Here is a 25,190-nt window from a genome sequence, read left to right as displayed (position 1 = left end):
TGTATGACCGTCCTCGATAGCGCGCCACTGCCTGTTTTGCCCCAGATTACCGACAGTTTACGGGATAATGCGTCGTGGAACGACCTGGCGCTGTTTGACGCTACGACCTTTGAGCGCGAACTCACCGCGAACGTGAATGCGGTCACCGCGTTCCGGAGCCTTCTCAAACAAAGCGATGTCCGGCTCAAGACGCTGTTCCGGCAAGGCATCCCTGCCTACGAGTTGGTGTTGGCGCGCGCCCGGTTGATGGATGAAGTGCTGCAGCGCCTCTGGGTTCAGTTTTTCGAAACAGAGATTCAGGATCTGGCGCTGGTGGCGGTGGGAGGTTATGGGCGTGGGGAACTGCACCCAGGTTCCGACGTAGACATCATGATCCTGCTGGACGACCAGGCGTTGGAGACGCATCGTTCCGGGCTGGAGAATTTTCTGACCTTCCTGTGGGACATCGGCTTGGAGGTTGGCCACAGCGTGCGCACTGTCGAGGATTGCGCCCGCGAAGGGGCCGCCGAGATCACGGTCGCGACCAGTCTGATGGAAGCGCGCCTGCTGACCGGTTCCATGGCGCTGTTCGAACGCATGCGCGCGGTGACCGGACCCGACCGGATTTGGCCGGATGAAGCCTTCTTTGAATCCAAGCGGCAAGAGCGTTGCCAGCGCTGTCGCAAATACAATGAAACCGCTTTTAATCTGGAGCCTAATATCAAGGATGGTCCTGGCGGCTTGCGCGACATGCAGATGATCGGCTGGGTCGCCAAGCGGCACTTTGGCGCCAGCACCTTGCAGGAACTGGTCAGCCACGGCTTTCTAAGCACGCGGGAATATGACGAACTGATTGAATGCCGAAACTATCTTTGGCAAGTGCGCTTTGCCCTCCATGCGCTGACCGGTCGCCGCGAAGATGTGCTGTTGTTCGATCATCAACGGCGCATCGCCCAGCAGTTCGGTTACCAGGACCAGGACCATAACCTGGCGGTCGAACAGTTCATGCAACGCTATTACCGGACGGTAAACGCCTTGAGCCGGCTGAACGAGATGCTGTTGCAGTTGTTTGAGGAAGCGATACTTTCAGCGGATGAACCGGGCGACCCACAACCGATCAATCGTCGTTTTCAGGTCCGGCGCGGCTATCTGGAAGTGACCCGGCCCAATGTCTTTCTGCGTTACCCGTTCGCGTTGCTGGAAGTCTTCCTGATCCTGCAACAACATCCGGAAATCAAGGGTATCCGCGCCTCTACTATCCGGTCGATTCGTGACCACCAGCCGTTGATCGATGACAAATTCCGCAACGATGTGCGCCCGCGCAGCCTGTTCATGGAAATCCTGCGTCAACCTTATGGGGTAACCCGGCAATTGCGGTTGATGAACGCCTACGGGGTGCTGCCGGCCTATCTGCCGGAATTTGGCCAGATTGTCGGGCGGATGCAATATGACCTATTCCACGCCTACACGGTGGATCAGCACATTCTATTCGTCGTGCGCAATCTGCGGCGGTTTTTCCTGCCCCAATATACTGAGCAACTCCCGCATTGCAGCGTCATCATGGCGCGGCTGCCCAAGCCGGAATTGTTGTACGTCGCCGGCCTCTATCATGACATCGCCAAGGGGCGCGGCGGCGATCATTCCATACTGGGCGCTGAAGACGCCAGGCGCTTCTGCCGCCAGCATGGACTCAGCAGCTTCGATACCCGACTGATTGCCTGGTTGGTGCGCCATCACCTGACCTTATCGCTAACTGCTCAAAAGCAGGATATCCACGATCCGGATGTGATCCATGCCTTCGCCCAGCAGATGGGCGATCAAATGCACTTGGACTATCTATATCTGCTGACGGTCGCTGACATTCGCGGCACCAACCCCAACCTGTGGAACACCTGGCGCGCTTCGTTGCTCTGGCAGTTATACGAAGCCACGCGGCGGGCCTTGCGGCGGGGTCTGGACAACCCGATTGACAAGGAAGAGCGCATCCGCGAGGCGCAGGATCAGGCGCGACGGCGGTTGCATTTGACCAAAATTGACGAGGAGCGGATGAACTGGATCTGGGAAGGGTTCGGCGACGACTACTTCCTGCGTCATTCCGCCGATGAGATTGTTTGGCACACCCGGGCGATTCTGAAGCGCGGCCATCGGGAACGCCCCCTGGTCATGGCGCGCGACGATCCCGGACGGGGCGGCACCGAAATCTTCATTTACACCCGCGATCAGGACAATCTGTTCGCGCTGATCACCTCCGCGCTTGATCAATTGGGGTTGACCATTTTCGATGCCCGGATCATCACCGGCCACAACGGCTACACGCTGGATAGCTTCACAGTGCTGGAGGATACCGGGTTGCCGATTCAGGACCGCATCCGCATTAAGGAAATTTTGCATACGCTGCTGCATTATCTTCAGCGTTCCGATTCGCCACCGCCCCTGCCCGCCCGGCATATTTCGCGGATTCAGAAGGCGTTTCAAATGCCCACCGAAGTCTCGTTCAGCGAAAACGCCACCAACGGCCGCACGGTGGTGGAACTGGTTTCCTGGGATCGTCCCGGATTGCTGTGCCAGGTCGGGCAAGCCTTCATGACCTGCGGCGTGCAATTGCATAATGCTAAAATTGCGACGATCGGCGCCCGGGTTGAGGACGTATTCTTCGTGACTGATCGTGAGAATCGCCCGTTGAACAATTCAATGAAGTACGCCGCATTGCGGGAAGCGCTGATTGCGCAACTGGATTCGGCGGAGAATAGCTAAGATTTTTTAATTTATTAAATTTATATCAATCACATACTTTGGCTCCTGAAACTGGCGTTACCCTTCGTCAACTCCTGATGGATGCCGCCCAACAACTGGCCAGAGTCAGCGAATCCCCGCGACTGGACGCCGAAGTATTGCTGGCGTCAACGCTGAAGCGGCCTCGCAGCTATCTACACGCTTGGCCGGAACGAATGCTGAAGCCTCAACAAGCCGTGCGGTTTACCGCCTGGCTGGAGCGACGCCTGGCCGGCGAACCGGTAGCCTATCTTCTTGGCTGCCGGGAATTCTGGTCGCTGGAACTGGAGGTCACCCCGGATACCCTGATTCCTCGTCCCGAAACCGAGTTACTAGTAGAGCTGGCGCTGGAGCGGTTGCCGGTAAATGATCCAATCCAGGTTGCTGATCTGGGCGTCGGCAGTGGCGCGATTGCTCTGGCGCTGGCCCGCGAACGACCACGAGCGCGCATCGTCGCCACCGATCGCAGTCCGGCGGCTCTGGCCGTTGCCCGGTGCAATGCGCAACGTCTGCGCATTGCGAATATCGAGTTTCGTCAAGGCGACTGGTGTGAAGCCCTTGCGGACGAACGCTTTGATCTTATCGCGGCCAATCCTCCCTATGTCGCCGCTACCGATCCTTGTTGGCGGGAAGGGGCGCTACGTTTCGAACCTTCGGCGGCGCTGGTGGCGGGCGTAGATGGATTGGATGCGTTGCGAGTCATCATTGCTCAGGCGCCGGACTGCCTGAAGCCCGGCGGTTGGCTCGTGTTGGAGCATGGCTATGATCAGGGTGAGACAACTGCGACCTTATTACGGGAACAAAGCTTTGTTGAGATCAGTGATCATCAGGATGCTGCAGGATTTCCACGAACCGTTTGTGGTCGCTGGACCGGTTGAAAGTGCGTGGATTAGGAGCTACGGTTTATAACGATATGCCTTAAATTCATTTAGCAGCCGTCGAAGGGGGCGTCATGCGCACCGATGCCGAAGAGCTGTACAAAATCCGCATCATTCAATTCTGTCGCTTTCACCCTGACCCGGAGCAGGCTTGCTCGGCGGCAAGGTGGCTGAAGGAAGTCGCTGGCATTGAATCCGTCCGACAAGCATCACCCCTGGCCGTAGAAGTGGTCTATGACCTGCGCCGGGTTACCCTGGAGTGCATCGAATACGCTCTGGCAAAGCTCGGTTACCATCTCGACAATAGCCTGTTATGCAAGCTGAAGCGTGCGCTGTTCTATTACGCTGAAGACACCCAGCGCGAGAATCTAGCCATCGCCCAGGAATGCCAGGTGACTCAACAGGAAGTGTTTATTAACCGGTATCAGCAGCTTGCTCATGGTTGCCGCGATCCTCAGCCGGAGTATTGGCGAGAGTATCAATAGCGGGCGTCGCGGCTGACGACACCATGATCGAGCGCCAAGCCGGCAGCGTCAAACAGATGCAGATGAGCAGGACTTAGAACCAGATGAAGCCTTTCGCCTTTATGAAGGCTGCGAAGGCCAGACAGGCGCATGACGATCACCGGCGTGGAGGTCGCCAGACCGTCGACGCGCAGGTACAGGAGGGTTTCGTGACCCAGGTATTCCGCATCCTGCACCGTGGCCCGCAGTCCTTCATCCTTTTCGGCGGCCAGACGCAGATGCTCAGGGCGGATGCCAACGCTGAGCGGCGTTTCCAGCCATTGCCGCCAGAGCGCTGTGGTCGACCCGGACAAGGCCAGCGGCAGGTTTTGTTCGCCTACGCGCAGCCGCAGTCGGTCTTCGCGGGTTGCTGTCAACCGCGCTGGAAGCAGGTTCATCGGCGGGCTGCCAATGAAACCAGCCACAAACGTATTGGCGGGACGTTCGTATAGCTCCTGGGGGGAAGCGATTTGTTGCAGGCGACCCTGGTCCAACACAACGACACGCTGACCCAGGGTCATGGCCTCGGCCTGGTCGTGGGTGACATAAAGCGTGGTAGCGCCGGTTCGCTCCAGCAGTTCGCCAATCTCGGCGCGGATTTGCCCCCGCAGCTGGGCATCCAGGTTGGACAGCGGTTCGTCCATCAAGAATACGCTGGGTTGCCGCACCAGCGCTCGCCCCATCGCAACCCGCTGGCGTTGGCCACCGGAGAGTTGGCGGGGCAAGCGATCGAGCAAACCGCCGAGGCTCAGCAGTTCGGTAACCCAGTGCACCTGCCGTTCGATTTCGACGCAGGGCAGATCGCGCATCTTCAAGGGAAATTCCAGGTTGCGCCGCACGGTCATGTGTGGGTATAGAGCATAGTCCTGGAAAACCATGGCCACATTACGCTGTTGCGGCGACTGGTGATTGACAGCCTCGCCGCCGATGGACAGGAGACCGTTAGTCGGGGTCTCCAGCCCGGCCAGCAGACGCAGCAGAGTGGACTTGCCGCAACCGGAAGGACCAACCAGCGCCACCCGTTCACCGTCAGCGATGGTCAGGCTGAAATCGCAGATAGCCTGCGTCCCATCCGGATAGATTTTATCGATATTTTCGAAGTCGACGTGGGCCATAGGGAATCTTTGTGAATCAAAAAAGGTTCTTCGAGGATTCTTGATGGAACTCACACTGTAGGTCGGGCAAAAGCGTAGCGTTGCCCGACAAGAAAGCCCATGTCGAGCACGTCCGGTGCCCGACCTACAGATTGCTACGGATTGCTGCATCAATTCCACAAAAAGTATCGAAGAACCTCAAAAAAACCGTTCCGCGTCGAGCAGTGGCAACACCTGTTGGATAATCGGATCAGCAGCGAAGTAGCGTTGAATTACGCCATTTTTTAGATAATTCGCTAGCGCAATGAGGATCATGCTCTGATCCAGGGCCAGGTAATTGTACGCCACCTGGCCGGTTTGCGGATCGACTGCATCGTAGAAACCGAAATCACCATAAACCGGGTAGCGCTGCGCCAATTGACGCAGATTCGCTGTCGCCGCCGCCGGATCGACCATCAGAGCCAACGCCGCCGCATGGGGCGTCACCGCGCCGGCCCGGTAACCACGCACGCCCAGAATCCGCACTCCAAACTCGCCGTAACCGCCGATCGGTTTAGAACTGGGCGACAGGCCCCATACCGGATAGCCCAGATGCTCTAGGGCAAAGCGGCGCTGAATTTCCGTGTGGGCTACGGCATTCCGACCCAAACTGGCTGGGGCATACCGTTGCTCGTCCAGCACCAGCATCGGCATCAGCGCCTCAAATAAACTACCGCCCCACGAAGGCACAAACTTCAGCTTCTTCCAAGCGTAATAACCACCGGGAAAGGCATAGCCATTGACCGTTCGCGTAACCCGCTGCTTGGGAGACTGCGACTGCCAGTCGAAATAGCGCGGGAAGGTGCGCGCCATACGGTACCAGTGTTCTTCTGGAACCTCACCTTTGCCGATTGCGATCAGGCTGCCCAGCCTCGCCTCACTGTACAACAGGCCATAGTTAAATTCCGCCCGGTGCGGTAAATGGACATAGTAGCCATGCATCATCAATTGATCGACCGGGTCGTAAAATACCCCATAATCTTCCCGGTCGATTAATCGGGCGCAGCGCTCGGCGAGTTCGGGCAGGGCGTTGCGCGCGACTATTAATCCGGCGCTCAACCAGGCCGAGTCGACGAAAGATATAAAATGACTGGTGCGTTCAAGAGTCGTCGTGTCGTAGTAATTAAAGAAAAATCCCTGCCAGGTTTCCAGCTGCTCCAGGGTATCGAGCGTCCGACTGAGCCGTTCTCGTGCTTCATGCGGATCAATCAGCCCTAGTTCCCGCGCTGCAATGATATCGATGAGATATAGACCGATATTGGTCACATTCGTGTAGTCGCCCACCCAGGCGCGCTCGGGCGCAATCGAGCCGTTGAAACGCACCGTGTCCAGCGGCAAGCCATGCTCCCGGTCGCTGAATGCCGCCAGTCCTCGCCAGGTATCGCGCGCCAATTGCGCCAGAAACGCCTGGTCGTCCCGGGGCAGTTCCGTTGCGGGAACGATCAGTCGCTCCAGCCAGCCCGCCAGCCGCGCATGAATATAGGGTTGTGCGGCTTCCTTGCCGCCAAGAGCCGTTTCCCAGGCGGTTTTCCTCGGTGGGATCATCCGATCATAAATGCTGGGGCCGGGCTGACCGGTCTTGACCAGCGCCAGATCGTCCAGCCAATAAGCGCCCTGAATCACAGGTGACCGGCGCGGCTGTAACACCAGGGCGAATTGGCGCAAATGGCTCCAGTCTTCAATGCCGCTCATCCAGCGCAGCGGCACCTGAAAACGCTGCCAGTCGCGGGTAATCCCATCCACTACCGTACTGCCCTGGCGCAACAAACCGAATGGACCACCGGCTAGAGGCTGCTTGAATTGCAGTTTCAGCGACTTGGCGAAACCGGTCTGTTCATCGCCGCGAATCCACAATTCCAGATGATCGTAAGCCGATGCGTCGAGATCAGGCAGGCCGAGCTGCCAACCCATCGCCTCGGTTGCGCCAGGATGGAAGTGGTACTGGAGATAGAGCGCCTGGCGACTCTCCTCGCGCTGTACGGGTTCCAGTCGATAGCTAATCCGCCCGGAAGGAAGGTCGGGATCAGTCGTCCAGGCGCTCATCGTGATTCCCGGCGTGGGGCTAGCGAAGCGCTCAAAGTCGTGCAGGATCAGGGAGGAGGCGGAAAGAGCCGGCCAAACAGAACCTAGCAACATGCTGAATATAATGGTTTGTTGAAGAAGAGCAGTGGACATATAGTAAAACAGTTTTTAGATAGTTTGGAAAACCGCAACTAACGCATCAAAAAGATTTTGAAAATTTGTAACAATTTTCCTCAACTTTCCCTTAAGAATAGCCCAGTAGTTTTCGATAGGATTTAAATCCGGTGAATAAGGAGGCAAAAACAACAATTGGTGGCCATTGTCTTCAATGATTTCTCGTGTTTCTTCCGATTTGTGAAAACGAGCATTATCCATCACGATAATACAATTTTTTGGAAGTTCAGGGATTAAGCATTTCTCAAGCCAAGTATTAAATATCTCCGTATCTGTATAAGATAGATAGGCAAGTGGCGCAATGATTTCATTGTTGAGTAGTCCACCCAATAAATTTAGTTTTTCAGTGGGTCTGCTTTTCCTTTCACCAAAAATAATTTCGCCTCTTGGACTCCAGCCAAATTCATTTCTTACATTATTATGAAATCCAGATTCATCTACATAAACAATTTGTTGTGCATCATCTCCCCGGGATGCATTCGCCGCTAATTGTTGAATAAACTCCATTCTTTGTTGTTCATCCCTTTCTTCGTAGAGAAATTGTTTTTTTATATGTAATATTGAGTGCTTTCAATCTTGCTTGAACCGATGAGGGTTTAACCGAAAAATGTTCTGCAATTTGTTTGAGGGTCACCGAAGGATTGTTTCTAATGTAATCTTTTAAATCAGAGTCACTGAATTTTCTTGCACGAAACTGAGTCCTTTTTTTTGGTTTAATATCCCCCGTTTGCAAATACTGACGAATCCAACGATTCAAAGTATCCATCCCTATTTTGAAAAGCGTAACGATATCCATTTTCGACAGACCATTCAAGTAACTCTGTATCACTCTTGTTCTTAAATCTTCACTATACGGCTTGGACATTGCAATACTCCTTATTGAGCTAATTTCTTCATTATATATTAACTAATAAAAAACTGTTTGACTATAGTACCGTTTCTCAATAGATTTTGAATCGCGAATTTCTCCCTTGAAACAGGGGGTCGGGGGATTCGCCAGAATGGCGGGAGCCTTTGCCAAAGGAGGGACTGAACGGTTGCGAGCTATGCAGAGGGTACTTTGGGTTGATGGTCAAAGGGAGCATAGCGATTCGGCGCCGGCTGTGAAAACTCTCCTTCTTTGCTAGAGTGCAAACATTTTAACATCCAGTTTGAGAAGCCCCTGCATCTTGATGCTACAAAGACCTTATTAGTGGCTATGGCTTACAATCATGCAACTTTTTGAATTTTGCAATAACCTCTGATATTTATGATTTTACTGACTGACGCCCATGTTTCACCATTCTTATCCGTTTGATCCGACACATGGTTATGATCTGAAGGCGCTGCTGGCCGTTGCCGCGCCAGAGCCTCTGGCGGATTTCGACCCCTTCTGGCGCGATCTGCGGGCGCGCGCCGACGCCGTAGCGGTCGAACCAATGCTGTGGGAGCAGCCCAGTCCACAACCACACACCCGGGTATTCGAGATTGCCTTTACTTCACTGGACGGAATACGAATAGGCGGCTGGTTGACCCGACCACGCGATGAGCCGGTCGAGCGGGGCGTGGTGGTCAGCCACGGTTACGGCGGACGCGAAGAACCGGACTTTCATCTCCCTTTCCGGCGGGCAGCGCTGATCTTTCCCTGCGCGCGCGGCATTTCCCGCAGCGCTCGCGCCGATCTGCCCAGCAACCCGGATGCTCATGTGCTGCATGGCATTGAGCGGCCCGAAACCTATATCCACGGCGGGTGCGCCGCCGATACGGTATGGTGCGCCGCCTCGGCGTTGCTGGAGCTGTTCCCGGCGGTGGCGCGATCACTGGATTATATGGGCATCAGTTTCGGTGGGGGCATCGGCGCGCTGGCCCTGCCGTGGGACCCGCGCTTTCGCCGCGCTCATCTGAACGTGCCCAGTTTCGGCCACCATCCGTTGCGATTGGCTTCGCCGTGCGTCGGCAGCGGCGAGGCGATCCGCCGCTATCAGCAGCAAACCGGCCAGGCGCTGGCGACACTGCGCTATTTCGATGCGGCCATCGCGGCGCAGCGTCTGCGCATTCCCCTGCATGTAGCCGCCGCCCGCTTCGATCCCGCAGTGCCGCCTCCCGGTCAGTTTGCTATTTACAATGCGCTTGCGGGTCACCGGGAATTGTTCGTCCTCCAGGCTGGTCATTTCGACCACGATGGTTTGGCTGCCGAAGGGGCGCGGTTGCAGGATGCGCTGGCGTATTTCTTCAACTGCGTCTGAGCAGACCGCACTGTCATCACCCTGTCAACCCGGCGCGTTAAATTTCAGATCAATGAATGATCTGAGGGTTTACGTGTATGAACCGGGAATATCACAAGTGGCGTAGCCCGCGACTTGATCGGGAAATGGAACTGTTGGTGTTCGGCCATGCCGGAGCCAAGGTTCTAGTGTTTCCCACCCGCTGTGGCCGCTTTCATGAATATGAAGATATGGGTCTGGTTGAGGCGCTGCGTCCCAAGATCGAGCAGGGCCAATTGCAACTCTATTGCGTAGATAGCATTGACCAGGAAAGCTTTTATTGTTTCTGGTGTCAACCCTGGGACCGCGTTCATCGCCACCTGCGTTACGAAGACTATTTGCTCAATGAAGTCCTGCCGCTGATGTGGCAAAAAAATCCCCATCCCTGCGTCATTTCACACGGATGCAGTTTTGGAGCGTTCCATGCGGTCAATCTGGCGTTCCGCTATCCGCAGGCGTTTCATAAAGTGACAGCGTTGAGCGGCCGCTACGATCTGACCTTGGAGGTCGAGCATTTTCGCAATCTGTTCGATGGTCATTATGATGAGCATGTCTACTACAACTCGCCCAGCCACTTTATACCGAATCTCAACGATGCGCATTTTCTTAATCATTTAAATCGTTTGGATATCGTATTGGTCGTTGGCGACCGGGATCCATTCCTGGACAATAACCGTCATCTCAGTGAATCGTTATGGCGCAAGGGCGTCTGGCACGCCCTGCACGTTTGGCAGGGGCGAGCGCATAGTCCGAAATACTGGCGCAAGATGGTGGATCTGTATGTGTGAAGGGATCTTTCGCCAATGGTTGCTGTAACCCTGGATTTTGTTGGCCACATTGGCGGAGATGATTTCATGGTGATTTTTACCAGTTCCGACTGGCGGGAGCGGTGTGAAAAGACTCTGGAGATTTTCGCTTGCTAAACGCCGCGTTTTTACAATAAGGAGCAACTCTTCGGATCGCTGGATTCTATCCACAATCCTCATTTCGTCCAGCACCGTGCGCACCGCCGATTTCTATTATGAAAATTCTAATGTTGACGGATGTCTATTTTCCCCGAGTAAACGGCGTTTCCACTTCCATTCAGACCTTTCGGCGCGAGTTGCAAGAATTGGGGCACGAAATTTGGTTGGTCGCGCCAAGATATACCCCACAGACCGCCGACGAACCGGGCATTGACCGGGTTACCTCCTGTCAGGTCCTGTTCGACCCCGAGGATCGCATGATGCATCCTCGACTGCTCACTCAGCGCCTGGCGATTCTCCAGACCCAACATTTCGATCTGGTTCACATTCAGACGCCTTTTGTCGCGCATTATGCAGGTTTACGGCTGGCGCGCCGCTTGGGCGTACCTTGTGTTGAAACTTATCACACCTTTTTTGAGGAATACTTGTTTCATTACCTGCCGATTCTCCCGAAGAACGTCTGGCGCGCAGCGGCGCGGCGGTTCTCACGCCGGCAATGCAATCAACTGGATGGAGTGGTAGCGCCTTCGCGGGCAATGCGCAAGATATTAGTTCAGTACGGGGTGCGCACCAGAATACGGGTGATTCCGACCGGTATACCGGGAGGCGACTTGCCGGAAGGAGATGGTGCAGCGTTTCGCGCCTGGCACGGTATTAGCCATGATCAACCGGTGTTGGTGTTCGTAGGCCGGGTGGCTTTCGAGAAAAACATTGAGTTTCTACTGCGCGTCACTCACGAATTGAAGGGGACGACCCATTCCAATATTGTGCTGATTATTGCTGGCGAAGGCCCCGCAAAGAAACGGTTGCGCCATCTGGGAAGTACGTTGGGCCTGGAGAAAAATTTGCTTTTCATTAATTACTTGGAGCGATCCACCGATCTAAGCAGCTGCTATCAGGCCGGTAATGCTTTTGTGTTCGCCTCGCGGACTGAAACGCAAGGACTGGTGCTGCTGGAGGCGATGAGTCTCGGTGTGCCGGTAGTCTCCACTGCGGTAATGGGTACTTGCGACATCCTGGCGGCCGAAAGGGGCGCACTGGTGGCTGAAGAGGACATCCAGCATTTCGCTGCTCAAGTTCGCCGAGTGTTAAATGATGCTGAGTTGCGGCGGCGACTAGGCGAGGAGGGCCGCGTTTACGCCAGACAGTGGAACGCGCAGCGTCTGGCCGAGGCATTACTGGCGTTTTATCAAGACCTTGTGGCCTAATAGCTCGGACGGCCTTTAGAAGGCGCGGTCGGGGGGATAACGACGCCTAGAGGAATTGGGGGATCTTAAAATTCACCGAACGCCAGTAACGCCCGTTCCGTTTCGCCGAGTACGACCAGCACACCCGCATGTTGACGATGCAGCCAGGCCAGGCGTTCATGCCGGTCATCAAATTCATCGTCCTCTGCAACGGCATTCTCCAATAGCGCAGTCAATTCCATGACTGCCTCCTCCAGTTCATCCAGTTGCTCTAGCAGGTCACGCTGCTGATTGCGCAGTTCTTGGAACATCGTCATGACGATTCTCCTGAAAAGTAAACTTATTCCAATGTCACGATGCCGTATGCTCTATGACCGATGAGCGATCATATAACAAGGTGACTCGACCTTCCCCGCCGGTCAGATCCCGTAACCGTTTCAGCAAGGCGTCGCTGGGCTTGGCCCGCCAGTTCTGGCCTAAAACCAGTTCTACCCGCGCTTGGGGACCGGTGTATTCGATCCAGATCGAACATCGGCCCTCGGCGCGATGTTCGGCCAGAATGCTAGCCAGTTGTCGCAACGCACCTGCCGCGCACTGCGCCGCGTCTAACCGTAATAACAACCGACGGGCATATTCCGCCCGCGCTGTGTCCCAATCCAGCACCCGTTCCACGTTCAAGCGGGTCGTCTGATTGAACTCGTCCCAACTCAGCGCTCCCTGCGCGAGCAGAATAGCATCTTCGACGATCAAAGACCGGTGTTGCTCATACACCTCTGGGAAAATGCGGATTTCCATCTGTCCAGAACCATCATCCAGAGTGACAAACGCCATGCGCCCGCCCCGGTTGGCATTACGGGTGCGCACGCTGACCACGAACCCAGCGATCAGCAGCGACCGGTTATTTCCCCGGCGCAGCGCGCCATTGCTTCCGGTCAGGTTGCTTAAACGCGCCACGCCCAGCGCTGTTAATTCCCCCGCCAGGCGATCCAGCGGATGACCGCTTAAATAAAGACCCAGGGTTTCCTTTTCACCCCGCAACAGCTCCTCTTGGGTCCATTCCGGCTTCTTGGCGATATGCAGGGGCCGGAGCGGCGTCTTGTCCGCCGTGGCCAGACCGAACATGTCGTTTTGACCGGCGGCGTTGTTGCGCGAGTGTTGCTCGGCCAGTTGCAAAGCCTCCGGCATTTGCGCAGCCAGCGTCGCCCGGTTAGCGCCGAGATCGTCCAGCGCTCCGCACCGGATCAGCGATTCCAGCACCCGCCGGTTGAGCTTGCGCAAATCGACCCGCTGACATAGATCGAACAGATCGCGATACGCTCCGTTCTGGCGACGTTCGTTGACCAGCGCTTCAATGGCGCCCTCGCCAACGCCTTTAATCGCGCCGAGACCATAGCGGATTTCCCCAGCGTCGCCGACCGTGAAGCGGTATTCGGAGACATTAACAATCGGCGGCGCGATTTGCAGGCGCATACGCCGACATTCTTCGATAAACACCACGACCTTGTCGGTTTTATCCATGTCCGAGGACAGCACCGCCGCCATGAACGCCGCAGGATAATGGGTTTTGAGCCAAAGGGTTTGATAGGAAACGAGGGCGTAGGCGGCGCTGTGTGACTTGTTGAAGCCATAACCTGCGAATTTATCGATTAAATCGAAAATATAAGAAGCAGTTTCCGGCTCGACGCCACGTTCCTGCGCGCCGTTGACAAACCCATCCCGTTCCTTGGCCATTTTCGCGGCATCCTTTTTTCCCATCGCTCTACGCAGCAAATCCGCCCCACCCAGACTGTAGCCCGACAGCACCTGAGCAATCTGCATCACCTGTTCCTGGTACAGAATGACCCCGTAGGTCGGTTTCAGAATCGGTTCCAGCGCCGGGTGTGGATACTCGATGCGGGCGCGGCCATGCTTGCGATCGATGAAATCATCGACCATGCCCGATTGCAGCGGGCCGGGCCGGAACAGCGCCACCAGCGCCACAATGTCCTCGAAACAGTCCGGTTGCAGGCGGCGAATCAGGTCTTTCATGCCGCTGGATTCCAACTGAAACACTGCCGTCGTTTCATAACGCTTGAGCAAGGCAAAAGTCGGGGCATCGTTCAGAGGAATATCGGCGATGTCCAGCGGCGGTTCGCCGCGCGCTTGCCGTTGCGCGTTCACCGTTTGCAACGCCCAGTCAATAATCGTCAGGGTACGCAAGCCCAGGAAGTCGAACTTGACCAGTCCCGCCGCTTCCACATCGTCCTTGTCGAACTGGGTGACGATATTAGGATCGTCCTGTTCGCAGTACAGCGGCGAATAATCGGTCAGGTTTACCGGGGCGATCACCACACCGCCCGCATGTTTGCCCACATTGCGCGCCAGTCCTTCCAGCTTGCGGGCCAACTCGATCAGCGTGCGCACCTCCTCGTCATTTTCATACAACCGGCGCAACTCGGCTTCCTGTTCGATGGCCTTGTCCAGGGTGATGCCCAGTTCAAAAGGGATCAGCTTGGCGATGCGGTCGACGAAGCCGTAGGGATGGCCGAGCACCCGACCCACATCGCGCACCACCGCTTTAGCCGCCATGCTGCCATGAGTCGCAATCTGCGAGACCCGTTCCCGACCGTAGCGCTGGGCGACATATTCAATCACCCGGTCGCGGCCTTCCATACAAAAATCGATGTCGAAATCGGGCATGGACACCCGTTCGGGATTCAGAAAACGCTCAAACAGCAGCTCATACGCCAACGGGTCCAGATCGGTAATGCCTAGCGCGTAGGCCGCTAGCGATCCGGCGCCGGAGCCGCGTCCTGGCCCTACCGGCACGCTGTTATTGCGCGCCCATTGGATAAAGTCGGCGACAATCAGGAAATAGCCGGGAAAGCCCATCTGGATGATGACCTTCAACTCCAGTTCCAGACGTTCATCATAGGGCTGGCGACGCGCGGTGAAATCGGCGGCGGTCACATTGAGCAATTTACGCAAGCGCTGTTCCAGTCCGGCGCGGGCTTGGGCGGCGAAATAATCGGCGGCGCTCAGACCCTCGGGCACCGGGAAATCGGGCAATACGTTTTTACCCAGTTCCAGACAGAGGTTGCAGCGTCGGGCGATTTCAACGCTATTCTCCAGCGCCTCGGGGAGATCGGCGAACAGCTCCGCCATTTCCGCGGGAGCGCGCAGATATTGTTGATCGCTGTAACGGCGCGGTCGGTTGGCGTCATCCAGCACCACGCCGTCGTGGATGCACACACGCGCCTCATGCGCCTCAAAATCCTCGTGACGCAGGAAGCAGACCTCATTGGTCGCCACCACCGGCGTAAGACTCTCCGCCGCCAGGTCAACGACTGCTTCAAGATATTCCTCTTCCCGAGGGCGACCGGTGCGCTGCACTTCCAGATAAAAGCGCTCCGGGAACAATTGTCGCCAGTCGGCCAGCCAGGCGCGGACCTGGTCGAGACGGTCATTGAGCAGCGCCTGGCCGATGTCGCCATCGCGCCCGCCGGACAGGGCGATCAAGCCGGCAGTGTTCCCCTTGAGCCAGTCATGATGGAGGATCGGAACGCCGCGTTGCTGACCTTCGAGATAACCGCGACTGACCAGCCGGGTCAGATGGCGGTAACCTTCCAGATTCTGACACAGCAACACCAGGCGGGCCGGTTCTCTCCCTTGCCGCTGCACCCAGGTCTCGACGCCGACAAGGGGCTTAACGCCCGCGCCCAGGGCGGCTTTGTAAAACTTGATCAGAGCGAACAGATTGCTCATGTCGGTGACCGCCACGGCGGGCATCCTGGTGGCGGCAACCTGTTTCACCAATTCCTTGATGCGAATCAGTCCGTCGACCAGAGAGTATTCAGTGTGCAGGCGCAGATGAACGAACGGTGTGGTCATGGTCATTCACAGACAGCGGCGGCGTGCAGGACGGCGGCAACGGGAGCAAAGGAGCGGCGATGTTCGGAACAAGGGCCAAAGCGACGCAAGGCTTCCCGATGCGCAAGAGTGGGATAGCCCTTGTGGCGGGCGAAGCCGTAGGCGGGATAGCGCTCGTGCAGCTCGCAGAGTTCGGCGTCGCGCGCGACCTTGGCCAGGATTGAGGCGGCGCTGATAGCGGGTACGGTAGCGTCACCCTTGACGATAGCCTGGCAGGAACAGGCAAGTCCTGGCGGACAATGTTTGCCGTCGACCAGGATTCGTTCGGGAACCAGGGTCAGGTTTTCTACGGCGCGGCGCATAGCCAGCAGGGAGGCTTGCAGGATGTTGATCCGGTCGATTTCAGCAACCTCGGCTCGCCCCAGCGCCCAGACCAGGGCATGAGCGCGGATTTTAGCCGCTAGTCGTTCACGCTGGGCGGCGCTGAGTTGCTTGGAATCGGCCAGTCCGGGAATGGCGTAGGTAGGGTCGAGAATAACGGCGGCGGCGATCACTGGACCGGCCAGCGGACCGCGACCGGCTTCGTCCACTCCAGCGATCAGGAGGGTATCAGACATCAGGGCACAGGAAATGGCGTGAAGGGGAATGTTCGACCCGGAAGTTTAGCGGCAACGGGCTTGAGTTGCACGGTGATCCTGAAGGCTATCTGGAGTGTAACCGTTCGGTTCCCCCCTTTGAAAAAGGAGCTTCTGGTTCCCCCCTTTGAAAAAGGGGGGCCGGGGGGGATTCTCACCGCCTCAGCCGTGCCCCGACTTCCGCAAAGATCACTCCGATCACCGTTTCCAGTTCCTGCAACACTTGCCGGTTATCAAAGCGCAACACCCGCAGTCCCATTGCGTTCAGGGTTTGGGTGCGTATCGCGTCATCTTGCTGCGCGTCCGGGGTATAGTGTTGTGAACCATCGAGTTCGATGACCAGCTTAGCGGCGGCGCAGTAGAAGTCGACGATATAGCGATCCAGCGGTTTCTGTCGATAAAAGGGCGTATCTAAAATCTGCTTACGCCGCAATCGTTTCCATAAAATCTGCTCGGCGTCCGTCATGCTCTTGCGTAACTCGCGGGCGAGCGATTTGTTTTCAATGTGATAGGGCAACATGCTGAGGCTCCGAATCCCCCCGGCCCCCCTTTGAAAAAGAGTGCGGGGGGATTGGGTCGGAATCCCCCCCGACCCCCCTTTGTTAAAGGGGGGAGAAAACAGTTCCCCCTTTTGAAAAAGGCGCTTCTGGTTCCCCCCTTTGAAAAAGGGGGGTTAGGGGGGATTGAGTCACAACGATCTGGCAAGACGGAAACCGAGGCCGTAGAAACGGTCCGTCGGCCTGATCCCGGTGCGGTTCGCCGAACGCACCCAGGCGGGAGGGTGGCTCCAGGAACCGCCCCGTATCACCCGGACGCCAGATGTATCATTTATATTACATATCTTCTCCTGACCCCCATAAGGATTTTGCCAGAGCGAACAGGTCCATTCCCAGACATTCCCCAGCACATCGTGCAAACCCCAGGCATTCGCGGTGAACGAACCAACCGGCGCGGGGTAGGTATAGCCATCAGTACAGTTATGGATCGTCCAATTCGGGTAGGTTTGCTGCGCCGTCCGATCCGCGACATTGGCATAACTACAGGCCAAATCCGGGTTCTCGCCCCAATAACGAGCCGTCGTCGTCCCCGCCCGTGTGGCGTATTCCCATTCCGCTTCCGTCGGCAAGCGATACGCCCGCCCGGTTTGTTGGCTCAACCACTGCGCGTAGGCTGTCGCGTCGTTCCAACTCACACACACCACCGGATAGTTGTCTCCTTGGGTAAAACCCGGATTCGCCCAGTCGTAACCCGCACGATAAGCCCATGACCCACCGACATAAACATTACAACCGGATGCATCCACATTTCTCTCTGCCTCCGTCTGATACCCGGTCGCCTGGACAAAGCGGCGAAACTCCTGCACCGTGACTTCGTATTTGCCCATCGCAAAACTCGCCACCGTCACCGAGTGTTGCTGTTCACTATCATTTCGGCCCACTTCGCTGGTCGGGCTGCCCATCAGGAAGGTGCCGCCCGTAATGGTCACCATCTCCGGTTCGATGGACGAATCCGGCCCGGAGGAATGCGCCCTAATCCAGTTCGCCAGAGGCAGCAGAATTTCGTGGTCACCGTCCTCGACGTTCACTTCGGCTTTCAGGGCGCGGACACCATTAAAGGTCTCATCATCCAGAGAATTCGGGGTGTGGGCGAATCCCGGAAACACCGACCCATCGACGATTCTGTCATCTCCCTGAAGATTCACGTTCGTAATCCCATACAGTGCGATGAGGTACTCCGTCACCTTCGCCTGCAAAACCGACTCATTCCGGCGTAACGCCTTCGTTTTGCGATCACTGGGCATAAAACGCTGACCATTCAATGAGATCAATCCATCGCCATCCGTCAGTGTGACCTGCTTATTCAAGGGCCAACCGGACACGGAAGTCCGCAAGCCAATCAGCACTTGCACCGGCAGATCCCTAACCAAAAACGGATGGCTGGTACTACTCTTCAGGTCGCGGATGATGGATCCCGTCGTGAGCGACCATCCGGGCAGGTCATCGCTGAGGTTGTCACTAACTTTCCCCGCTTGAAGACAGGAGAGTTGGTTACATACGGCGATAAAGCCACCACCTACTCCATCGCGACCAGCCGGATAGTCCGCGCTCTCGTTGGCAAAAATACCACTGTGCGGCGTGCCGACCGTGGTCAGCGAAGCGACCGGCGGGGCATAGCTAACGGCCACCTCTGCCAATCCTTGCAAATAAGTCCGCGCCAGCAGGCCCCCAAAGGAATGCGCCACCAGATGCACATTCTTGCCGGTCTGGGTTTTAATCAACGCCACCGCATGAAACAGGTCCACGGCGACATCCTCAAAGCGGGTGTTGGTGCGCCAGCGAAATTCAAACGGCAGGATTTTCGGTTGGCTGACGCTGCCGCCCATCCGGGTTTGTAATTCGGTGAACATCCGGTTCCAGGTGGTATCGTCCGATCCAGAGCCACCACCCAGCTCATCCCCCTGGTTAAAGCCGTGGATGAACAGCACCGGCTGGGCATCGTGCGCCAGCTCCGCACCCCCCACGGCATAGGCGGCACACAGCACCGAAGCCACTTTGTAAACCAGGGTAATAGACTCTTCTCCAACCGGGATTTCCAGTGTCTCTTCCAACAGCAAATGACGCGGTACGCGCGCGCCGTCATAAAAAAAGCCCTTGATAAAAAAGCCCTTGGTCGATTGCCAACGGCGCGGCGCATCCTCGGAACAATCCTGATCTACACTGGCCAGCACCGCATAAGGTTCCGCTTCCGCCACGGACACCGCCGTCGTCGAGAGTGCGTTCAACGCACTGGTGTTCACGCGCACCGTGCGGCCCTCCGCCAAGGGCGCAGACAGCGTCAGCGTCACCATCGGATCGCCCTCCGCCGTTGTGCCGGTGCTCAACACCGCATCGGCCCCCACCGGCAACGCATCGCCGTCAATCTCCACCAGATCGCCCAGTGTGATCAGACTCACCCCATTGGAGGTGGCCGTCTCCACTTGCTGCGCCGCCACCAGTTCCAGACTGCCGACCACATCGAACGTCGCCGTCCCGGACGTCACGCGCATCTCAAAGGGCTTTGACCCGGCCAGCACGCCCGCCGGCGGCTGGTAGGTCAGCGCACCCGTGTCGTGGTGGACCGTCAATCCCGTCGGGCCAGAGCGCAGCGTAAACGCCAAGGTCATCTGTGGCCCTTCGGAAAACACCACCTGCGCCGGACCCGTGGTCAGCGCCTGACCCACGAACAGATCGTAGCGGTTCTCGCCATCCGCGCCGTCCAACTGCACCGCACGAATTTCCGCAAGACTCACCCCGCCATCCACCATCGCCCCATCCAGGCCCGGATTCGTCGCCAGCCACGCCGCCGCCTCGGTCGGCGTGATCGTTCCATTCGCATCCGCCGCGATGAAGGCGATGAACGCCTGGAGCGCGGCCTCCCGCGTCGGGTTACTACCCTGGTTCTCCAGCGTATTAGCGAAATTCGCCAGCACCGTCCCCCGTGAATCACCCGCATCCAGGCGACTCACCCAATAATCCAGCCCCGCCAGGTCCGGTGACCGGCCCAGCATGTTTTCATACAGGGCCGTCACGAACTGTTCATTCGTCAAGGACGCTGGGTATTTCGCTTGAAACTCGTCCGATGTGACGAAGAAATCCGCAATGGCATTGACATTGCCCTGAAATTGCTCGAAACCGGCACCCCCGTCCAGATAAACATCGGTCCAGAAGGTCAGTCCGGTGATGTCACCATAATCGGGCAAGGTCGAGTTCGGCAAGGGTGATCGACTAAACGCGGCGGCATAGAACCAGGCAATCGTCGAAGCTGCTGGCGCACTGAACGCCGCTTGAGCTGGCCTTGGCGCAACAAACGCCAGCAACCCTATAGGCTTGCCAACGATTATCCCTACATTATCAACGAACTGAGCGTTAATCAAATTGTCTAATAACTATAGAAGACCTCTTTAGAGACTCTAAATTTATAGAGGAGGTGCGGCAATGAACGCGGAATGGATGTTTGATGCACGTAAAATACCGGATGAAGTGATGAATTACATCCGGCGTATTGCGGTTCGCGCGGTCGAAGAGAAGCATTATGGTCCGGAGCTTGTTGCTGATTTTTTGGGTATCGACCGAACGAGTATTTATGATTGGCTTCGCAACTATCGTTATGAAGGAGAAGAAGCCCTGGATACCCGGAAAGCGCTCGGCGCCACGTGTGTGATGACTCCGGATATTGATCGATGGTTAAAAGAAACGATACTCAATACGACGCCGGCGGATCATGGCTATGATACGGTTTTATGGACTTTAGAGATCATGGTTAATTTATTGAAAGAGTACTTTGGTTTATGGGTATCGGATGCCACGGTTCGTCTGCATTTACATCAATTAGGACTGAGTTGTCAAAAACCTTGTTATCATGCCTTAAACCAGGATCAGGAGGAAGTTAAAAAGTTTATTAATGAAGAATTTAAAGAGATTCAGAAGCGGGCTCAAGAACTTGGAGCGGATATTGCGTTTCAGGATGAGTCATGGGTTCAAGGCCATACGCGTTCTGGACGGACGTGGGGCTTAGTCGGTCATCCGCCTGAAATTAAAGTGAGTGATGACCGGGGTGGGTTTCACATTTTATCGATGGTTACGGCGACGGGCGAGTTAATATTTGAAGTGACCACTCAAAAATGAGTGAGTGGGGTTTTCATTGCCTTTTTAGAGAAGGCATTAGAGGGTCGAGAGCGCCCATTAATTGTCATCACGGACAATGCGTCTTATCATACCTCGAAAGAAGTCAAAGCCTTTCTTGAGACGCATCGAAAACAAATCCGCTTGTTCTTTCTTCCCCCCCACTCGCCAGAGTTAAATCCGGATGAACAGGTTTGGAATGAGATCAAAAATGATCATCTGGAAAAGGAGCCAATTAAAAACCGGGCTGATTTCAGAGCGCGCGTTTATTCTGCTTTGGAAAAGCTAAAAGAATTTCAGGAAAGGGTCAAATCATTTTTTAGGCTCCCTGATACTCAATACGCTAATCCTGAAAAAGCTCCAGCATGATTTTTGTGGGGATAACTATTAGCAAGACAATAGCAGCGTCAACAGAATGAATAAGAAACGAATTGAGCGCGTCATGATGTGCATTCCCCTATATCAAGGATGGATAAAGTATAGGGGAAGAGTTGACGGCTGCAACATTCAAATCCCCCCTCACCCCCCTTTGCTAAAGGGGGGAACCGACAGCAGAAGCTTTGCCAAAGGGGGGAACCGATCACAGGGGAAATGTCTCCCCCCTTTGAAAAAGGGGGGCCGGGGGGGATTCTGGCTGCGCGCCCCTCACCCCTCTTTGTTAAAGGGAGGAACCAACCACAGGGGGAAACTTCTCCCCCCTTTGAAAAAGGGGGGCTGGGGGGATCTTGATTAACGCACGGACCGTGCCGACGCTTGATGATCGGGGATTAATGCGCAGCCGTGGCCATAATGGTGCTGCAAGGTCTGCCAGACTTCAAAAAAGTATTGATGGGAGGTTTCATCGCTTGCGGTTGGGGTGGAAGCCTCCGTTCCAATCGGGTCCAGAACCGCCAGAGTGTTGCCCGGCGTGGGCAAGTGGTGGGCGTCGAGTAAAGCGACAGCCTGGTGGGCATAACCACCGTTTTCCTGCTCACCGACCCCAATCCGGTAGAGCCGGAAATCTTTCATGCGCGCCATCCGTGGCAGATAGTGAAGCATACGACGGGTGGCACCATCCTGATCACTGCCTTGCGCGGTGTTATTGTCATCAAAACCAAAACGGGTATAGACCTGTTCAATCCGACGCAACTCATTAGCTTTGTCAGGATCGATGCACTCGAATTGCTCGGCGATTTGCTGCAAAACACTGGACATGATAGTTCACCTCGCTCAACGGTGGCGTAGAAGTCAGCCTTATTTGATAGTAATCATGAGAGGAGGGGGCGCTCCTTATCGGTGGTTTACCCGGCTAAAGCAACGGCTATGTATTTTACAGTCACTGCTACGGCCTGAGCGCGATCATTGTAGCACTTACAATGCATTTTTCTAGAGATTCTCGAAAAATTTTTCGCATTGTGCAATCACACAAAAAGCCCGGCATGCCGGGCCGGTCATGACTGAACATAGCTTAGGCGGCGGATGGCGCTTCCGCTTTGCCCACCGCATCCTCCATCAGCTTTTGCAACTCCCCGTTCTGATAAAGCTCCAGGGTGATGTCGCAACCGCCGACCAGTTCGCCATCAATATAAATTTGCGGGAAGGTTGGCCAATCTGCATAGCGCGGCAGACTGTCAAAAATCTCCGGGTCTTCCAACACATTCACGTAGGCGAAGGGCTGGCCCGTCGCCGCCAGCGCCTGCGAGGCGCGATGCGAGAAGCCACAACGCGGCGCTTCCGGCGTGCCCTTCATGTAGATCACCACCGGATTGTTTTCAACTTGTTGTTTAATACGTTCCAAAGCATCCATCGGTTTACCTCGATTAATGAGAAAGATTCTCAACCATTGACCCGCGTTGCTGGGTCGACGTTCAATTGCAACCACAACTCCAGCAGGGCGGAATGCCACAGCTTGCTGCCCAGTAACCGGGTCAGATGCGCCTCGGGTTCAGCCAGCAAGGTGTCGAGATACACCCGCTGGAACAGGCCGCGCTCCCGGCAGGCTCGCGAATTCACAATATCGCGCATGAAATCCAGGAATGACCCGCGCACGAACTTGAGCGCGGGCACCGGAAAATAGCCCTTGGGTCGATCGATCACGGCATCCGGTAACAGACCTCGGGCGATGGTTTTCAACACCTGTTTGCCGCCGCCGCCAATTTTCAATTCCGGCGGCAACTGCATGGCCAGTTCTACCAGCTCCTGATCCAGGAACGGTACCCGTGCTTCCAGCCCCCAGGCCATGGTCATATTGTCTACCCGCTTGACCGGATCATCGACGATCAGAGTAGTCACGTCCAGCCGCAGTACCTGGTCGAGGTATTCCTCCGCGTCCGGCTCCGCCAGTCGTGCGGCAATCAGTTCCGCCGTGTGATCCGGACCATGATAGGCCAGTGCGACGGTTTGCAGAAATTCGGCGTGATCGCGGTCAAAGTAATGCCGTCGGAACCGCTCCACGGCATCGCCAGTTTCCGCAGCCATGCGCGGATACCAGAAATAGCCGCCGAAGACTTCATCAGCGCCCTGACCACTTTGCACCACTTTAACCGCCTGGGAAACCTGTTCCGCCAGCAGAAAGAACGCTACGGCATCCTGGCCGACCATGGGTTCAGCCATGCAGGTTACGGCTTCCGGCAGGCGTTGTAAGACCTGATCGTTGGGGATCAGATATTTGTGATGACGGGTCTGATAGCGGGCCGCCACCGGATCGGAATACTCGAACTCGCTGCCCCGCTCCTCCGGCTGATCCTCGAAGCCGACGGAAAAGGTGCGCAGATCGCGGACCCCGGATTCAGCGAGTAGCGCGACTAGCAGACTGGAATCCAGTCCCCCGGACAGTAATACGCCAACCGGCACATCGGCGACATCCAGCCGCCGCCTCACCGCCAACCGCAATGCATCATGCACCGCCTGCGTCCATTCGGCTTCAGTACGGGGTTTAGCCGGACGGCGAGCGGTCAAGCGCCAGTAAACTCGCTGTTGTTCCTGACCTTGCGCATCAATAGTCAGCGTGGTCGCTGGCGCCAATTTGCGAATGCCTTGCAGAATCGTTCGCGGTGCAGGGATCACGGCGTGCAGGGTCAATTGATGATGCAACCCCACCGGGTCAATCGCGGTATCCACGTCCGGCGCAGCGAGTAGCGCTTGGCTGTTCGAGGCAAAGCGGAAGGCGCGCGGCGTCCGACTGTAGTAAAGCGGCTTAATGCCTAACCGGTCGCGGGCGAGAAACAGGGTGTGTTCCCGTAGATTCCAGAGCGCAAAAGCGAACATGCCAGTGAGATGCTCGACGCACGATTCGCCCCATTCCGCGTAAGCCTTGAGGATGACTTCGGTATCGCCCTCGGAGAAGAAGCGATAACCTTTAGCGCTCAATTCCTGCCGCAGTTCCCGGTAGTTGTAGATCGCGCCGTTAAACACCAGCGTTAACCCGAGTTCGGAATCGACCATCGGCTGGTTGGACCGGTCGCTGAGATCGATCACCGACAAGCGGCGATGACCGAACAACAGGGGACCGTCCGACCAGACGCCTTCGTGGTCGGGGCCGCGCCGGGCCAAACGTCGCAACATCCGGCCCATCAGGGCTAAATCCGGTTCACCGCCATCAAAGCGTAATTCGCCGCCAATACCGCACATGAGCGTTCAAGGTTCCCTGGAACAACGAGCCATTATTCGGGGATGTATTCGATGCTGGCCCAAAGAACCCGCCGCACGCCGGGCGCGGCGCGCGCAACCGATACTGCGCGATTCGCAGCGCGCGCGCTGAGTCGACCGCTAAGGCTAACCACGCCCTGATTGGAATTGACGGAAATATTGGCTTTGGAGAGGAGGTCATCCTGACTGAAAGCCTGCTGGATGGAAGAGGTAATCTCCGCGTCGCTGACCTGGGGAGCGTCACGACCACTGCCACTGGAGCTGGAGGCGCTGGTCGCATTGTCATCGCTGCTGGAACCGCCGCCGGAAGTGGCGCAACCAGCGATACTCAAAGCGGCCAGCAGGGCAAATATCAAGGTGAGCTTGTTCATCGATTCGATCTCCATGAGCTGAAACGAAGGGCGCGGAGCGGCTTCGCACCGGTCCGGCACACGGGATGGTGGCAAGGATAACACACCCTTGCCGGGTGAAACCTGCATTGCATCGCCGGGAAGCGACGACTAGACTTGCCGCGTTGATGCGCCCTGCCCCCCTTGACGAAACTTCACGTTGTCACCGGGTT

At 56.3% G+C, this 25,190-nt stretch carries 21 protein-coding genes; 8 read left to right on the top strand and 13 right to left on the bottom strand.

The genetic code is table 11. The features are described 5' to 3' along the window. Positions 1-3 precede the first annotated feature (3 nt). From glnD to H6973_03425, 3 genes are all read left to right on the top strand, one after another. Positions 4-2,733: a [protein-PII] uridylyltransferase gene (glnD, locus tag H6973_03435; protein ID MCP5124709.1), complete on the top strand. Its 2,730-nt coding sequence runs from the start codon at positions 4-6 to the stop codon at positions 2,731-2,733. Positions 2,734-2,810: 77 nt separating this feature from the next. Then, entirely contained in the window at positions 2,811-3,629 is an 819-nt protein-coding gene (gene prmC / locus H6973_03430; GenBank protein MCP5124708.1) for a peptide chain release factor N(5)-glutamine methyltransferase, read from the top strand. A 74-nt stretch (positions 3,630-3,703) separates the two neighbouring features. Then, entirely contained in the window at positions 3,704-4,114 is a 411-nt protein-coding gene (locus H6973_03425; protein ID MCP5124707.1) for a hypothetical protein, read from the top strand. On the opposite strand, the gene H6973_03420 is transcribed toward H6973_03425, so the two are convergent. From H6973_03420 to H6973_03405, 4 genes are all read right to left on the bottom strand, one after another. Continuing rightward, a complete protein-coding gene (locus tag H6973_03420; GenBank protein ID MCP5124706.1) occupies positions 4,108-5,247 on the bottom strand; it encodes an ABC transporter ATP-binding protein in 1,140 nt (379 codons plus the stop codon). The two genes, H6973_03425 and H6973_03420, sit on opposite strands and share 7 nt — an antisense overlap. Before the next feature lie 177 nt (positions 5,248-5,424). After that, positions 5,425-7,401, bottom strand: a complete 1,977-nt coding sequence (locus H6973_03415) for a DUF3131 domain-containing protein (GenBank protein MCP5124705.1) — start codon at positions 7,399-7,401, stop codon at positions 5,425-5,427. Positions 7,402-7,455: 54 nt separating this feature from the next. After that, positions 7,456-7,968, bottom strand: coding sequence for an IS630 family transposase (locus tag H6973_03410; protein ID MCP5124704.1), 513 nt, complete (start codon positions 7,966-7,968; stop codon positions 7,456-7,458). A 10-nt stretch (positions 7,969-7,978) separates the two neighbouring features. Continuing rightward, positions 7,979-8,326: a transposase gene (locus tag H6973_03405; protein MCP5124703.1), complete on the bottom strand. Its 348-nt coding sequence runs from the start codon at positions 8,324-8,326 to the stop codon at positions 7,979-7,981. A gap of 406 nt (positions 8,327-8,732) precedes the next feature. Here H6973_03405 and H6973_03400 point away from each other — a divergent pair, with 406 nt between their 5' ends. The 3 genes from H6973_03400 to H6973_03390 all read left to right on the top strand — a co-directional run bounded on the left by H6973_03400 (position 8,733) and on the right by H6973_03390 (position 11,877). After that, entirely contained in the window at positions 8,733-9,686 is a 954-nt protein-coding gene (locus tag H6973_03400; protein MCP5124702.1) for an acetylxylan esterase, read from the top strand. Between the two features lie 77 nt (positions 9,687-9,763). Continuing rightward, entirely contained in the window at positions 9,764-10,492 is a 729-nt protein-coding gene (locus tag H6973_03395; protein ID MCP5124701.1) for an esterase family protein, read from the top strand. Between the two features lie 233 nt (positions 10,493-10,725). Continuing rightward, positions 10,726-11,877, top strand: coding sequence for a glycosyltransferase (locus H6973_03390; protein ID MCP5124700.1), 1,152 nt, complete (start codon positions 10,726-10,728; stop codon positions 11,875-11,877). Positions 11,878-11,942: 65 nt separating this feature from the next. On the opposite strand, the gene H6973_03385 is transcribed toward H6973_03390, so the two are convergent. From H6973_03385 to H6973_03365, 5 genes are all read right to left on the bottom strand, one after another. Beyond that, positions 11,943-12,173, bottom strand: a complete 231-nt coding sequence (locus tag H6973_03385; GenBank protein ID MCP5124699.1) for a hypothetical protein — start codon at positions 12,171-12,173, stop codon at positions 11,943-11,945. Between the two features lie 34 nt (positions 12,174-12,207). Beyond that, positions 12,208-15,726 carry a DNA polymerase III subunit alpha gene (gene dnaE, locus H6973_03380; protein MCP5124698.1) on the bottom strand — a complete coding sequence of 1,173 codons (3,519 nt, stop codon included), beginning with the start codon at positions 15,724-15,726 and terminating at the stop codon, positions 12,208-12,210. 2 nt (positions 15,727-15,728) lie between these two features. After that, positions 15,729-16,322 (bottom strand): ribonuclease HII, encoded by a 594-nt coding sequence (rnhB, locus tag H6973_03375; GenBank protein ID MCP5124697.1) that lies wholly within the window; start codon positions 16,320-16,322, stop codon positions 15,729-15,731. Positions 16,323-16,494: 172 nt separating this feature from the next. Next, positions 16,495-16,860, bottom strand: a complete 366-nt coding sequence (locus H6973_03370; protein MCP5124696.1) for an endonuclease domain-containing protein — start codon at positions 16,858-16,860, stop codon at positions 16,495-16,497. 168 nt (positions 16,861-17,028) lie between these two features. Then, entirely contained in the window at positions 17,029-20,253 is a 3,225-nt protein-coding gene (locus tag H6973_03365) for an alpha/beta fold hydrolase (protein ID MCP5124695.1), read from the bottom strand. 61 nt (positions 20,254-20,314) lie between these two features. Between H6973_03365 and H6973_03360 the strand changes: the two genes are divergently transcribed. Together H6973_03360 and H6973_03355 are read left to right on the top strand one after the other, a co-directional pair. Further along, positions 20,315-21,004 carry an IS630 family transposase gene (locus H6973_03360; GenBank protein ID MCP5124694.1) on the top strand — a complete coding sequence of 230 codons (690 nt, stop codon included), beginning with the start codon at positions 20,315-20,317 and terminating at the stop codon, positions 21,002-21,004. After that, a complete protein-coding gene (locus tag H6973_03355; protein ID MCP5124693.1) occupies positions 21,005-21,370 on the top strand; it encodes a transposase in 366 nt (121 codons plus the stop codon). It begins immediately after the preceding gene. Between the two features lie 360 nt (positions 21,371-21,730). Here H6973_03355 and H6973_03350 read toward each other — a convergent pair whose 3' ends face one another. The 4 genes from H6973_03350 to H6973_03335 form a co-directional block, all read right to left on the bottom strand. Beyond that, entirely contained in the window at positions 21,731-22,195 is a 465-nt protein-coding gene (locus H6973_03350) for a hypothetical protein (GenBank protein ID MCP5124692.1), read from the bottom strand. A gap of 253 nt (positions 22,196-22,448) precedes the next feature. Then, positions 22,449-22,787, bottom strand: a complete 339-nt coding sequence (gene grxD, locus H6973_03345; GenBank protein ID MCP5124691.1) for a Grx4 family monothiol glutaredoxin — start codon at positions 22,785-22,787, stop codon at positions 22,449-22,451. Between the two features lie 29 nt (positions 22,788-22,816). Continuing rightward, positions 22,817-24,610 (bottom strand): N-acetylglutaminylglutamine amidotransferase, encoded by a 1,794-nt coding sequence (locus H6973_03340; protein MCP5124690.1) that lies wholly within the window; start codon positions 24,608-24,610, stop codon positions 22,817-22,819. Between the two features lie 32 nt (positions 24,611-24,642). Next, a complete protein-coding gene (locus H6973_03335; GenBank protein ID MCP5124689.1) occupies positions 24,643-24,999 on the bottom strand; it encodes a BON domain-containing protein in 357 nt (118 codons plus the stop codon). Between the last annotated feature and the right edge of the window lie 191 nt (positions 25,000-25,190).

This window comes from Gammaproteobacteria bacterium (assembly GCA_024235095.1).
Taxonomy (GTDB): domain Bacteria; phylum Pseudomonadota; class Gammaproteobacteria; order Competibacterales; family Competibacteraceae; genus UBA2383.
Note: the sequence above shows the minus strand (reverse complement) of the source record. Positions and strands in the feature narration are given on the sequence as shown.

Bases quoted from the DNA above. Each gene is read 5' to 3' on its own strand.
- glnD (MCP5124709.1), top strand. From the start codon at position 4: ATGACCGTCCTCGATAGCGCGCCACTGCCTGTTTTGCCCCAGATTACC.
- prmC (MCP5124708.1), top strand. From the start codon at position 2,811: ATGGATGCCGCCCAACAACTGGCCAGAGTCAGCGAATCCCCGCGACTG.
- H6973_03425 (MCP5124707.1), top strand. From the start codon at position 3,704: ATGCGCACCGATGCCGAAGAGCTGTACAAAATCCGCATCATTCAATTC.
- H6973_03420 (MCP5124706.1), bottom strand. From the start codon at position 5,247: ATGGCCCACGTCGACTTCGAAAATATCGATAAAATCTATCCGGATGGG.
- H6973_03415 (MCP5124705.1), bottom strand. From the start codon at position 7,401: ATGTTGCTAGGTTCTGTTTGGCCGGCTCTTTCCGCCTCCTCCCTGATC.
- H6973_03410 (MCP5124704.1), bottom strand. From the start codon at position 7,968: ATGGAGTTTATTCAACAATTAGCGGCGAATGCATCCCGGGGAGATGAT.
- H6973_03405 (MCP5124703.1), bottom strand. From the start codon at position 8,326: ATGTCCAAGCCGTATAGTGAAGATTTAAGAACAAGAGTGATACAGAGT.
- H6973_03400 (MCP5124702.1), top strand. From the start codon at position 8,733: ATGTTTCACCATTCTTATCCGTTTGATCCGACACATGGTTATGATCTG.
- H6973_03395 (MCP5124701.1), top strand. From the start codon at position 9,764: ATGAACCGGGAATATCACAAGTGGCGTAGCCCGCGACTTGATCGGGAA.
- H6973_03390 (MCP5124700.1), top strand. From the start codon at position 10,726: ATGAAAATTCTAATGTTGACGGATGTCTATTTTCCCCGAGTAAACGGC.
- H6973_03385 (MCP5124699.1), bottom strand. From the start codon at position 12,173: ATGACGATGTTCCAAGAACTGCGCAATCAGCAGCGTGACCTGCTAGAG.
- dnaE (MCP5124698.1), bottom strand. From the start codon at position 15,726: ATGACCACACCGTTCGTTCATCTGCGCCTGCACACTGAATACTCTCTG.
- rnhB (MCP5124697.1), bottom strand. From the start codon at position 16,322: ATGTCTGATACCCTCCTGATCGCTGGAGTGGACGAAGCCGGTCGCGGT.
- H6973_03370 (MCP5124696.1), bottom strand. From the start codon at position 16,860: ATGTTGCCCTATCACATTGAAAACAAATCGCTCGCCCGCGAGTTACGC.
- H6973_03360 (MCP5124694.1), top strand. From the start codon at position 20,315: ATGAACGCGGAATGGATGTTTGATGCACGTAAAATACCGGATGAAGTG.
- H6973_03350 (MCP5124692.1), bottom strand. From the start codon at position 22,195: ATGTCCAGTGTTTTGCAGCAAATCGCCGAGCAATTCGAGTGCATCGAT.
- grxD (MCP5124691.1), bottom strand. From the start codon at position 22,787: ATGGATGCTTTGGAACGTATTAAACAACAAGTTGAAAACAATCCGGTG.
- H6973_03340 (MCP5124690.1), bottom strand. From the start codon at position 24,610: ATGTGCGGTATTGGCGGCGAATTACGCTTTGATGGCGGTGAACCGGAT.
- H6973_03335 (MCP5124689.1), bottom strand. From the start codon at position 24,999: ATGAACAAGCTCACCTTGATATTTGCCCTGCTGGCCGCTTTGAGTATC.